We start from the raw sequence: 12,255 nt of genomic DNA, 5'->3' as shown, positions 1-12,255 counted from the left end.
GTCAATGGGCGAGGCGCGCTATCGGAAAAGGATGAGCCGATCCGACCCCCGTCTTTACGTCCCTGTGTCTGAAACAGCCTTCGCGGAAGGCCAGACTGTCCCGCTTCCACCGGGACAGGCACATTATCTGGGCAACGTCATGCGGCAGGGCGTGGGCAGTGCTGTCCGTGTGTTCAATGAGCGTGACGGCGAGTGGGTGGCAGAAATTGCGGCCCTGAAAAAAGATAAGGGAACTGTCCTGCTGCATCGCCGCGAGCGGACTCCGGCTTCGACGCGAGGTGTGGAACTGCTGTTCGCGCCGCTCAAGCGGGATGCGACGGAACTTGTCATACGGATGGGAACCGAATTGGGCGTGACGCGCTTTCGGCCAGTTGTGACGGAGCGGACCAATACGCACCGCCTCAATCTGGAGCGACTGTCGGTGATTGCAATCGAAGCAGCCGAGCAGTGCGAGCGGCTTGATGTTCCAGAGATTCTGCCGCCTGAGTCGCTGCGGGCGGTGCTGGCGGACTGGCCGGACGATCGTCCGCTTTTTGCTGCTCTGGAACGTCGTCCGGGTGAGGATGCGACTGTGCAGGCGGTAGCTCTGCTGATCGGGCCGGAGGGCGGCTTCTCCGAGGCGGAAGTGGAGCTTCTGCGGCGGCATCCTGCCGTTCATGCACTCAGTCTCGGGCCGCTGGTACTGCGGGCGGAAACGGCCGTGTGCGCGGGGCTGGCCCGTCTTGCAGAGGGAGCCGAGGGCGCTGCCTGAGGGTGACAGAACCGTCGGACCTGCTACAGTTCAATCATTATCGAACAACGAATTCAGACCGAGGCCAAACGTCATGTCCAATCCCGGCACGTCCAATACTGCGTCGATCGAAAGCCGGGCGCAGCTCGTCGAGGCGATCTCACGGGGTTGCAAACCGCAATCTGAATGGAAGATCGGGACCGAGCACGAAAAATTCGGCTTTATTCTTCCGCACGATGCTGACGGACGCGCTCCTCTGTCGCCGCCGCCTTACGCGCCGCGTGGAATCGGGGCATTGCTGGAAAAGCTTCAGGGGCCGGATTGGTCGCCGATCATGGACGGCGAAAACCTGATCGGGCTGAAAGGGCAGAACGTACAGGCTGGGCGGGCGATTTCTCTTGAACCGGCCGGACAATTCGAGCTTTCGGGCGCACCGGTTGTGTCGCTTCAGGAAACGGAAGCGGAGATGCAGGAGCATTACGATCAGGTCCGTGGCCCGGCTGCAGAACTAGGTCTTGGCTTCCTGCCGTTCGGTTTTCAGCCGCTCTGGTCGCGCGATGAGATGCCCTGGATGCCTAAGAGCCGCTATGCGATCATGCGCAATTACATGCCGAAGGTCGGCACGCTTGGCCTCGACATGATGACGCGGACCTGCACGGTTCAGGTCAATCTCGATTTCAGCGACGAAGCCGATATGGCGCGCAAGATGCGCGTCTCTCTGGCCCTTCAGCCAGTAGCAACGGCGCTGTTCGCGAATTCTCCGTTCGTCGAGGGCAAGGCGAATGGCCTGCTGTCCAACCGTGCGCGGATCTGGACCGATACGGACAACCAGCGTTCGGGACAGCCTTCGGTGTTCTTCGAGGACGGGTTCGGTTTTGAACAATATGTGGACTGGGCGCTCGATGTGCCGATGTATTTCGTCTCGCGTGAGGGGAAGAACATCGACGTGGCAGGCTGCTCGTTCCGTCGCTGGCTCGCTGGAGACATTCAGGAGCCCTTGAAGGGTCTGACGCCGACGGTTGGAGACTTTGAAGACCATCTGACGACGGTTTTCCCGGATGTGCGTCTCAAGCAGTTCCTTGAAATGCGTGGCGCGGATGCCGGGAAGTTGGAAATGATGGTGGCGCAGTCGGCTCTGTGGGTTGGCTTGCTGTACGATCCAGCAACGCTCGAAGCCGCAGAAAAACTGGTGCGAGAGCAGCCCTGGAGCGCTTATCAGCAGCTTCGGGCCGAAGTGCCGAGTTTGGGGCTGGATGCCGCATTCCCGGGCGGGCTGAAACCGCTGGCCAAGCGTGTGCTCCAGCTTGCCGAGCAGGGACTGCGGGCCCGTGTGCGTAACGAAGCCGGCTATCTCGATCCGTTGCATCTGATTGCTGATGGTGGTCCGAATCAGGCCCAGTACTGGCTGGATCTGTATAATGGTGCCTGGGGGCAGAGCGTGAAGCCGCTCTTTACCGAAGCCGCTATCTGATTTTATAAGACGGGACCTGCTGCCTACGTGACGAAACTTTCCGAGCTGACCGAACGCGAAATCCTTGCGCTGGCTATCGCCAGCGAGGAAGAGGATGGTCATATTTACGCGGATTTCGGCCAGATGCTGGCGGAAAATTATCCCGACAGCGCCGCCATTTTCCAGGATATGGCGGAAGAGGAAAATCATCATCGCCGGGCGTTGATCGACCTGTTTGTCCGGCGTTTTGGTAATCATATTCCGCTGGTCCGGCGGCAGGATGTGCAGGGCTTTCCGTCCCGTAAATCTGCCTGGCAGATGCAGAATCGTGGGATCGAGGCCATCCGGGCGCAGGCTGCCGATATGGAGCGGCAGGCGGCACGATTTTACCGTCAGGCCGCCGGGCAGACCCATGATGCCGAAATCCGCAAGCTGCTGGGTGATCTGGCGACCGAGGAAGACCGGCACCAGCGCGAAGCGCGGCGGCTTGAAGACGCGCATCTGAGTGACAATTCCCGTGACCGCGAAGACGAACATAGCCGCCGCGATTTCGTACTGCGGATCGTCCAGCCGGGTTTGGTCGGACTTATGGATGGCTCCGTCTCGACGCTTGCGCCCGTTTTTGCGGCGGCGTTTGCAACACATAGTCCACATGCGGCTTTTCTGGTCGGGCTTGCCGCGTCGCTGGGAGCCGGGATTTCCATGGGACTGGCGGAAGGGCTCGCCGACGACGGTAAGCTGTCCGGACGTGGCGCTCCCCTTTTGCGTGGGCTGATTTGTGGTGCCATGACGTTTGGCGGTGGTATCGGGCATACGTTGCCGTTTCTGGTGCCGGATTTCCGTCTGGCCTTTGGCGTGGCGCTCATTGCGGTGGCGATCGAGCTTCTGCTGATTTCCTGGGTGCGCTGGCGGTATCAGGACACGCCGTTCGGATCGGCCATGGTGCAGGTCTTCCTTGGTGGGGCTCTTGTTTTTGCAACCGGCGTGCTGATTGGCAGTTCCTGAGACATGATGAACCGTTCTTTTTTCCGCGCTGCCGCTCTGGTGGCGCTGTTGCCCGTTACCCTGCCATCCATGGCATTTGCGCAGGCGACCCCCGCTCAGCTTCGTCCTGCGGATCAGGGCTGGATTTCACGGATTGAGGACACGCTGGGGAAGATCACGACCCTTCAGGCGCGTTTCAGGCAGACGGCGGCAGATGGTAGCACGAAGGTCGGAACAGCGACGCTCGACCGGCCGGGTCGCATGCGTTTCGATTACGACAAGCCGAGTCCGCTGCTGCTGGTCGCCAATGATGGGCGCGTTGTGTTTCAGGATCGTAGCGTTGATCAGGTGACGACTATTCCGCTGGACCGCACGCCGCTCGGGCTTTTGCTGCGTCCCGAACTCAAGCTGTCGGGCGATGTGACGGTGACGGGATTTGAGCACAGCAACGGGCAGATTCGGGTGCAGGTGGTGCGGACGCAGAGTGCGGGGGAAGGCACCCTGACGCTCCTCCTGTCCGATGCGCCGCTTGGTCTTCTGGGGTGGACGGTCGTGGATGCGCAGGGGCGCACGACCAGGATCGCCCTGTCCGATGTGCATCTGGGCGGGACTGTGTCTCAGTCCCTGTTCGTACTTCCCAAGGCTGATTGAGGCTTCAGTCCTTCAGTTCGCGTGAAAGCTCCAGCGCGCGTGCATAGACCGTGCGTTTGGGCAGCTTTACGATCCCAGCCACGAGAGCAGCGGCATCCTTGACCGAATGGGTTGTCAGGGCCTCGCGCAGATGCGTGTCCAGATCGGCGGCACCGCTGTCATCTTCGGCAGAGGGGCCGATCAGGAGCGTAATTTCACCGCGTGGTGCTGTGACGCGGAAATGTTCGAGAACTTCGGTAAGCGTGCCGCGGACCATTTCTTCAAATCGTTTGGTGAGTTCGCGTCCGACCGCTGCTTCGCGCTCGGGGCCGAAAACGTCGATCAGATCTTCGAGGCTCTCGACCAGTCGGTGCGGCGCTTCATACCAGATCAATGTGGAATGCAGTCCCGCCTGTTCTGCGGCGCGCAGAGCGGAAAATCCGGTCTTGCGGGCTTCGCTGCGGGGAGCCGGAAAGCCCAGAAACATGAAGGGCAGGGGCGGCAGGCCCGAAAGCGTCAGGGCCGTGATGACGGCGTTCGGGCCGGGGATGGCCGTGACGTGTATTCCGGCCGCGATGGCGGCGCGGACCAGCCGGTAGCCGGGATCGGACACCAGAGGTGTGCCAGCGTCAGAGACGACGGCATAGCGGGCACCTTCTTGTAGTTTTTCGATCAGGAACGGAGTGCGGTCCTGTTCGTTATGATCGTGCAGTGTGCGGGTTGGTGTGGCAATATTGCGCGAAAGCAGGAGCTTTGCCGTGACGCGTGTGTCCTCGCAGAGGATTGCGTCCACGGTGTTCAGTGTTTCGATCGCGCGTTCGCTAATATCGGCCAGGTTGCCGATTGGCGTTGCAACCAATATCAGACATCCACCTTCGGCCTGGCTCTGCGCGGGCAGGGGGGCGGCCGGTAACGTTTCAGCCGCATCGCTCAAGGGAGTTTCAGCGGAACATGACTTTTCGGACATCTGCATCCTCGGTGACAAACTCAGGGACGTATTGTCGCCCCTTGAGCCGTCTGCGCAAGGGTGTAAGCACCGGCCTTGCTGCGGGAACCTTCCTGACCCTTGCCGCCTGCTCGGGTGGCGGATCGTCTTCTGTGCCGGGTGTGGGCGGCGTTCCGGGTGTTTCTGAAGGTCCGGGCGCGCATGATGTCGGACTGATTCTGCCGTTGACGGGGCGCAATGCCGCTTATGGTTTGCGGATGCGCGATGCGGCGAAACTGGCCCTTTCAGCCAAGGGGTCGCCTGCGCTGGACGTACATGACACCAATGCTCCGGGCGGGACAGAGCAGGCTGTGCGCGATGCTCTTGCGCGTGGTGATGCCATTCTTTTGGGGCCTCTGACTGCTACCGAAACTGCAGCTGCAGCACCACTTGCGATCAATGCGGGCAAGCCGGAGCTTGCCTTCACCAGCGACTCCAGGCAGGCCCGTCCGGGCATCTGGGTCATGGGACTGACGCCAGAGCAGCAGGTCCGTCGGATGGTCGACGCCGCGCGGGCGACGGGGCGGAAAACTTTTGCGGCTTTCCTGCCGGACAATGCTTTTGGACATGCTATGGGGGACGGGCTGGCCCGGGCATGCCGCGATGCGGGGCTGAAGGATCCGCAGATCGTGTTCCACACGATGGACGCGCAGAATATCGATGATGGTTTGAAGACGCTCTCCGCCATTGAGACGCGCCAGCCCGCCGCTCCGGCGCTTGCGCCGACAGATGTCCCGGCTGGTCCTTCTGCGATCGATCCGACGGGAGAGACGACGGCCAACCCGACAGGGTCGACAGAAACGGGTGCTACGTCAGCGACACCCCCGGCTCCTCAGGGTGTACTACCGGTACCGCCGCCGCCATTCGATGCGCTGGTGCTGGCTGATACAGGGCTGGAACTGGGACGTGTCATTACGGCGCTCCAGGCAGATCATATCGATTCGTCGCAGGTCCAGATTATGGGGCCGGCGCTGTGGAAAGCGTTTGATGGCAAGCTCGGTGCCCTGCACGGGGCCTGGTATGCAGCTTCGGATGCGCATGACCGCATGGGTTATGTCGCGCAGTATCGGGCTCTGTACAAGCAGTCCCCGTCACCCGTCACGGATTTCGCCTATGACGCGGCGGCTCTGGCCGGAAGCCTGATCCGTCAGGGGGGCGTGACGACGCAGGCTCTGACGCGGCCGGACGGTTATATGGGTGTAGACGGGCTATTCCGCCTGCGGCCGGACGGGCATGTCACACGGGCACTGGCGATTTATCAGATCCAGCGTGGCGGTGGTGCCCGCATTGTTGTGCCGGCTTCGCGGGATGTGGCGATCCGCCCGAGCTGATACGGTCTTTTTTCAAAAGAGAAGCGCGTCCGTTTTTTGAACGGCGCGCTTTTTTTTATGTCTGGTCGAGGAAACCCGGGCGCAGGATCAGGCGGCGTAGGTCTCGGCGAGCGGCAGGACTGGGCGGATGACATGCAAGGCGAGCTCGAAGCTGGCATAGCTTCCGAGTTCGTGGTCACGGATCTGGTCGATCAGGACCCAACGCATTCCCTGCGGCCGCAGCATATAGGCCGGATCGGGGTTTTCACGGACCCATACCAGAACATGATCGACGGGGGCCGTGCCATCCACATTGACGGCATCATGGGCGGCCGGGGTAATTTCCGCATCGAAGACACCCATGCGCTGTCCGGCTTCCAGCCAGCGCAGCAGGTACTCGCGATGACGGGGGAGAAGGCCCTGACGCAGAGGTACAATGTTGCTCGCGTTGCGGCCATGAGAGAGGTCGTGAAGGTGAGCGACCTGCGCCATCAGGAAGTCCTCATCATAAAGCCGGGCAAGGACCCGGGTCGTGGTGATGAGTTCAGGCTAAGATCCGAAAGGCACGTTTCACAATCTTTAATAACCTCTGGAGACTGTTTTGCGACATAAACTATCCCTACTGTGACAAATCTGCCATGCTCTCAGTGCATAGCTTGACACTATGTTGTCATATTCCGGTACAGGGATTTGTTCCAGCGGCGGTGTAGCCAGAGCCAGGAACCCGGAATGTCGCGGATCCATTCCTCGAGACGGTCATTGAACAGCTGCGTCAGGACGAGAATGTCTCTGGCACGATCGTCCGTTTTCGTCGGCATGAAGGGCGCATCCACGACCAGAACGAGTCTGGCCGGACCATCACGACGGACATGTCCGGTCACGATCAGGGCGTCGTGCCTCAGAGCGAACACGGCTGCGGCAGAGGCCGTCATGGCGGGATGACCGAAGAGTCTGGCCTCGATTCCGTCATTCATTTTCTGATCGCCCAGAACGCCCAGATTTCCGCCTTTGGACAGATATTTCAGGGCTGCGCGTGCGCCTTTCGAGCCTTTGGGGAACATGGGCACATCCTGTCCCATCGCGTCCTGCCGGAGCCTGTGGATCAGGCGGTCAACGCCGGGATTGCTGGCCGCGCGGTAGAAGGACGCAAACGGCATGCCATAGCGCGCCACCACGGGCGGCATGAGTTCCCAGTTGCCGATATGGCCCGAAAAAAAGATGACGGGCCGGCCCGAGGCTTTGGCAGTTGCAAGATGTTCTGCGCCTTCGACGCTCCATCCTGCGCCGAAGGGCGTGTTCTGTTTCAGGCGGCTGAGATGGGGGAACTCGCCTATTGTGCGGCCCAAATTTTCCCAGCAGTCGCGGACGATGCGGCGGCGCGCGGAAGCGTCATAGTCTGGCAGGGCGAGTTGAAGGTTCCGGTCTGCGACTTTCGAGACGGGCAGCAGCGGTCCGACCGTACGCGCTACAAATCCACCCAGACTGGAAGAGGCTGCGGGCGGGAGGGTGCGGATCGCGGCCAAAAGAGCACGGACCAGAAGGGTTTCCGCGCGGTACAGGAAAGCCGTCACGTGTTGGAAAACAGCAGATTGAGGAGGCGTTCGGGGGATTTAGGATCGGCCCAGAGCAGCTCTACGCCAATGACCTTCACCTGTGTACGGAATGGGAATGGGAGTTTCACGGCGTCCTTGGCGGTAGTGACCAGCGTGGTTTCCGATTCCCGACTGAGGGCTTCGAGGCGCTGGATGTCACGAGGCGTATAAAAATGGTGGTCGGGAAAAGGGAGCGAACGGATGGGAGCCACGCCTGCGTCCCGGAGCATGTCGAAGAATTTTTCCGGGCGGCCAATGCCTGCAAACGCTACAATACGTCGTCCCAGAAGGGTCCGGATTTCGGGGCCTGGCACCAGTCTGGCCTGCGCGGTCAGGAGATGGGGCGGAAACGTCGGGAGCAGGTTATGCCGGTCATCCCCCATGATGACGACCGCCTTGGCACGAGCAAGGGCATCGGGCACCGGCTCGCGCAGGGGGCCGGCGGGCAGAACGCACCCATTACCGAAGCCAGTGACGCCATCCACGACAAGAACTGAGACATCCTGATGCAGTGTCGGGTTCTGGAAACCATCATCCATGATGAGGCAGTCCGCACCTTGGGAAATGGCGAGGCGGGCAGTTTCAGAACGGTCGGCCCCGATCCAGGTCGGCGCGCTTTGTGCAAGGAGAAGCGGTTCGTCGCCCACGTCGCGGGGCGTGCTGCGGCTTGGATTGACGTCGATCGGGCCACGCTCGCGGCCGCCATGCCCTCGGCTCAGGATATGGGGGTGATGGCCCAGGTCCCTGAGGCGCTGGACGAGATCAAGGGTGAGAGGGGTTTTACCGGTGCCGCCTGTGGTGATGTTGCCGCAGCACAGGACTGGAACGGAAGCATGGAAGGTCGGTTGTCTGAGGCGGCGGCGGGTAAGGGTTGTGGCGATAAAGGAGAACGGCCGCAGGAGACGGGCGGCGGTGCTGCGGGTGGGACGCAGCCAGAAGCGGGGTGGACGACGCGTCATCGTTCAACCGTTTTCAGGATGCGGTCTCGCAGGACGCTCACCACGGAGCGCTGCAATCCCGTTGTCCTGACGGGCGGGAGAGGGGATTCGAGCCATCGTGTCAGACACTCCACATCGGTCACGACATAGATTGTATCAGAAACAGTGGCCATTGCCTCCCGCCAGTTCTCCATTTTCGGCCCAGTCGCCGTAGGAATGCCCAGACGCAGCGGCTCGAACGGGTTGTGGCCGCCACCCTTTCCGACAAGGGAATTGCCCAGAAAACAGCGGTCCGCCAGACGGTAGAACAGACCCAGTTCGCCCAGCGTATCGGCCAGCCAGGTCTGTGTCTGGGGTGTTGGGTCCTGTCCTGCCGTCCGGCGGGGCAGGTCAAAGCGTGCTGCCAGTTCTGCGCCACGGGCGGGGTGTCGTGGGACGATGATGGTCAGCAGATCGGGCTGGAGCTTTCGGGCTTTTTCCGCGGCCTGAAGGACAAGCTCTTCTTCGCCGGGGTGGGTAGATGCGGCGACGAAGACGGGGCGGACGCCGATCAAGGTTTTTAGCCGAGCATATTCCGTCTCGTCATAGACAAGAGGCGGAGCGTCCTGTTTGAGGTCGCCGTCTTCATAGATCGGGAGAGCCCCCAATGCCCGGAAGCGCGCAGCGTCTTCGGGGCCACGGGCTGCCACCCAAGACAGGCGTTTCATCATGTGGCGTGCCGGCTCTCCCAGACGGATCCACAGACGGGCCGAACGATCCGACAGGCGCCCGTTGACGAGTATGACCGGGATGTCGCGGTGCGAACAGGCTGCAATGATGCCTGGCCAGAGTTCGCTTTCCACGAATATGACGCCTTCCGGCTGCCAAATGTTCAGGAAGCGCCTAAGCCAGCGTGGTACGTCGTGGGGGATGAAGCGGTGTATGATCCGCTGCTCGTAGAGTGGATGCCGAGCCACGATCTCGCTGCCGGTGACGGTTGCGGTCGTAAAAAGGATGCGCATGTCGGGCCGGGCCTTGAGCAGGGCATCGGCAAGCGGCAGGGCGCAGAGGGTCTCGCCGACGCTGGCGGCATGGATCCACAGAAGCTGCCCCGGGGGGCGGTGGCCCCGGCGTGGTCCCGTGCGCTCCAGTCCCATGCGCTCGCGAAGGCGGCCGGGTAGCTCGCGTCCGCGATGCAGGCGGATGCGCAGCATGACCGTCAGGGCCGGGGCCATGAGGGTTCCGGCTGCACGCCATAGATGGTCCGCCAGATTGGACTGCTGGTGCCGCACCACGCTCTCGGCGCGCAGCGAGACGTCGTTCAGGGCGTTCTGGAGGATCGTGGCATCGGGCTGAAACAGGGGCTCGCCCATGATGAGGGCGCCGCGTCCGAACGGAAGGGGGAAAACCAGTCTGTCCCATGAGGGCAGGCGCAGACTTGTGCAGGCCATGCCGAGGGGCACTACCGGGCATTGAGCCAGGCGGGACAGGACGATGGCACCGGGCTGGACCTGTTCAGCCGGTCCGCGGGGACCGTCCGGGGTGATCCCGACAATCGAGCCGCTCTGAATTTCTTTCAGTGCTGTACGGAGGGCCGCGGCCCCGCCCTTGTCTTTGCCCTTTTTGCTGGAGGAGCCATGGATGCCGATGATGCCCCATGGCCGGACAATATTTGCGATCAGCACACCGTCGGGATTGCGGGAGACCAGAAAGCGGAGGGCCAGACGCGGCTCCTGCGGGCGCGCCCAGAACCACAGGGCCGGGCTGAGTGCCAGGGAGCGGTGCCAGAAGGCGACCACACTTCCCTGACCGGGCGTCAGCAGCGTTTCGACCGCACGGGGAGAGCCGCTGATCTGCCAGCGTGTGGAACGCAGACAGACCCCCAACCACAGGCGAAGAAGGCGTGAAGACAGGGTCATTCCGTGTCGCGTAGCACGCGGCGTTACGGGCGGCAAAGGCTGGGCATGTATCCTTGGCCGCCTTACCTCCTCAGGGTGCAGGATGGCGGACTTCAAGGGACGTGAAGGTCACCTGAGCCACATCGCCATGGCAGGGCATGTGCCATCCTGTCTGGCCGGAGACGGCCTCGAACCACATGACGGGTGCCGTCGCGGACGTCGGCATGGCGAGCACGCTGCGGCTTCCGTTGACGACAACAACAAGTGTTCCGTTCGGGCGCGAGGAGAGGGTGTAGTTGATGTTGCGGTCCGGGTAGATCGTCCCGGCGACGACGCTCCGGCTCGTGTTGCCGTCATGGATTGTCACCGTGACCTGCGAGTGTTTGCCATCAGCTACCAGTTCCACGACTGCTCCGCGCGCACTCTGGATACGGCCGATAATGACACGCTGGTTGCTGGGCCAGGTGTCAATATGCAGGTTGGCGGTCATGTCGGCAGGTGTCTGCTGGAAATACCAGGCCGTGCCTTCACGCAGGACAGTTGCGGGGGCTGTCTGTCCCCGGATGGAGGGCTGAAGCCCATCCGTCCGCAGGGTGATGGCACTTGTTGTGGGGCTCTGCTGATAGAACGGGCTGTGATAGCCAGTTGCCAGCCTGCTTCCCGGAACAAGGTGCAGTTTCAGTCGTGCCTGTGGCTCCTGAAGGGTGAAGCTGCCTGCTTGTGGCAGAGAGCGTGTGTCCATGGCCGATGCAGGAAGCAGCGCGGTACCTGACAATGCGAGGGTCAGGCAGGTTGAGCAGAAGATGCGGGACAGGGACATGAAGGTTCCTTCCAGGTCGGCAGGCAGGGAGAGCGGGTTCAGCGGCTCATGAGAACGGTGAGCTGCGCCTGTTCCAGAATGTGACGGGTGACACCGCCCAGAATCATCTGGCGCAGACGGGAGTGGGAATAGGCGCCCATGCCAAGCATGTCGGCATTGAACTCCGTGGCCGCCTTCAGGAGCCCCGCACCGATGTCACGGTTGACGGCCTCGAACTCGCGGGCCGTGGCGGAAATGCCGTGCATCCGCAGATAGGTCACGATCTCGTCCGCGCCCGGTCCACGACGCTGGTAGTCCTGACAGGTCAGGACCTGCACGGCTTCGGCCTTATGGGCCCAGGGCAGGATGCAGCGCAGGGCCAATGAGGCTTCGGGCGTGCCGTTCCAGGCGATGGCGATGCGCTTGCCCACTGTCTTCGGCGGGGCGGGCGGAGCGATCACGAGCGGGCGCCCGCTGTCGAACAGTATGGCATGCAGCGTTTCAGAGGCGCGTGGGTCGCCGTCCTGGGCGAGGTTCGGGACCAGAGTCATGTCGGCAAGGCGCGAACGCCATGTCAGGGAATCGTGCTCCGTCCCGTTGAGGACATCCAGGCTGGCACTGACGCCATCGCCCGCAGACGAGCCGATTTTCGAGGGCTCGACGCGTCGGATGCCATGCGCGTGAATGAAAGCGTCGAAGGCCTTGCGGATCGCGATCGCACGGCGCTGGGCCTCGGTCGTGGCCGTGTCGATCATTTCATTGACCATGCCAGCCGAGATGCCTTCGCCAGCCAGCGTTGCGACTTCGGACGGGTCCGAGCCGACCACGACAGCGGACAGATGGGCATCGAAGCGGTGCGCGAAATCCAGCGCGACCGACATGACGGCTTCGAGGTCACCGGAGCCGTTCAGGGGGAGGAGGATATTCTTGATGTCGATAAGCATGGGTCAGGGCTCCCCG

The 12,255-nt window shown here is 62.2% G+C and carries 12 protein-coding genes; 5 read left to right on the top strand and 7 right to left on the bottom strand.

Annotation, left to right across the window (positions count from 1 at the left end):
* Positions 1-4 precede the first annotated feature (4 nt).
* The 4 genes from GSP01_RS06400 (at position 5) to GSP01_RS06385 (ending at position 3,815) form a co-directional block, all read left to right on the top strand.
* Positions 5-751 (top strand): 16S rRNA (uracil(1498)-N(3))-methyltransferase, encoded by a 747-nt coding sequence (locus GSP01_RS06400; RefSeq protein ID WP_141351942.1) that lies wholly within the window; start codon positions 5-7, stop codon positions 749-751.
* Between the two features lie 73 nt (positions 752-824).
* Entirely contained in the window at positions 825-2,201 is a 1,377-nt protein-coding gene (locus tag GSP01_RS06395) for a glutamate--cysteine ligase (RefSeq protein WP_141351880.1), read from the top strand.
* A 27-nt stretch (positions 2,202-2,228) separates the two neighbouring features.
* A complete protein-coding gene (gene mbfA / locus GSP01_RS06390) occupies positions 2,229-3,185 on the top strand; it encodes an iron exporter MbfA (protein ID WP_141351878.1) in 957 nt (318 codons plus the stop codon).
* A 3-nt stretch (positions 3,186-3,188) separates the two neighbouring features.
* Positions 3,189-3,815 carry a LolA family protein gene (locus GSP01_RS06385; protein ID WP_141351876.1) on the top strand — a complete coding sequence of 209 codons (627 nt, stop codon included), beginning with the start codon at positions 3,189-3,191 and terminating at the stop codon, positions 3,813-3,815.
* Positions 3,816-3,819: 4 nt separating this feature from the next.
* Here GSP01_RS06385 and rsmI read toward each other — a convergent pair whose 3' ends face one another.
* Entirely contained in the window at positions 3,820-4,653 is an 834-nt protein-coding gene (rsmI, locus tag GSP01_RS06380; protein WP_141351940.1) for a 16S rRNA (cytidine(1402)-2'-O)-methyltransferase, read from the bottom strand.
* Positions 4,654-4,802: 149 nt separating this feature from the next.
* Here rsmI and GSP01_RS06375 point away from each other — a divergent pair, with 149 nt between their 5' ends.
* Entirely contained in the window at positions 4,803-6,110 is a 1,308-nt protein-coding gene (locus GSP01_RS06375; RefSeq protein WP_141351874.1) for a penicillin-binding protein activator, read from the top strand.
* Between the two features lie 87 nt (positions 6,111-6,197).
* Here GSP01_RS06375 and GSP01_RS06370 read toward each other — a convergent pair whose 3' ends face one another.
* The 6 genes from GSP01_RS06370 to GSP01_RS06345 form a co-directional block, all read right to left on the bottom strand.
* Positions 6,198-6,581 (bottom strand): hypothetical protein, encoded by a 384-nt coding sequence (locus GSP01_RS06370; protein ID WP_141351872.1) that lies wholly within the window; start codon positions 6,579-6,581, stop codon positions 6,198-6,200.
* 170 nt (positions 6,582-6,751) lie between these two features.
* Complete coding sequence (locus GSP01_RS06365) at positions 6,752-7,660, bottom strand: lysophospholipid acyltransferase family protein (protein WP_141351870.1); 909 nt, start codon at positions 7,658-7,660, stop codon at positions 6,752-6,754.
* Positions 7,657-8,640: a tetraacyldisaccharide 4'-kinase gene (lpxK, locus tag GSP01_RS06360; protein WP_141351868.1), complete on the bottom strand. Its 984-nt coding sequence runs from the start codon at positions 8,638-8,640 to the stop codon at positions 7,657-7,659. The genes GSP01_RS06365 and lpxK overlap by 4 nt, the downstream gene beginning before the upstream one ends.
* The gene (locus GSP01_RS06355; RefSeq protein WP_141351866.1) at positions 8,637-10,517 is read right to left on the bottom strand and encodes a glycosyltransferase N-terminal domain-containing protein; all 1,881 of its coding nucleotides are present in this window, start codon (positions 10,515-10,517) and stop codon (positions 8,637-8,639) included. Before GSP01_RS06355 ends, lpxK begins: the two co-directional genes overlap by 4 nt.
* A gap of 70 nt (positions 10,518-10,587) precedes the next feature.
* Positions 10,588-11,316, bottom strand: coding sequence for a polysaccharide lyase family 7 protein (locus tag GSP01_RS06350; RefSeq protein ID WP_141351863.1), 729 nt, complete (start codon positions 11,314-11,316; stop codon positions 10,588-10,590).
* Between the two features lie 38 nt (positions 11,317-11,354).
* A complete protein-coding gene (locus tag GSP01_RS06345) occupies positions 11,355-12,239 on the bottom strand; it encodes a universal stress protein (protein WP_141351861.1) in 885 nt (294 codons plus the stop codon).
* Positions 12,240-12,255: the final 16 nt, after the last annotated feature.

This window comes from Gluconobacter sphaericus NBRC 12467, assembly GCF_006539125.1.
Lineage (GTDB): Bacteria > Pseudomonadota > Alphaproteobacteria > Acetobacterales > Acetobacteraceae > Gluconobacter > Gluconobacter sphaericus.
Note: the sequence above shows the minus strand (reverse complement) of the source record. Positions and strands in the feature narration are given on the sequence as shown.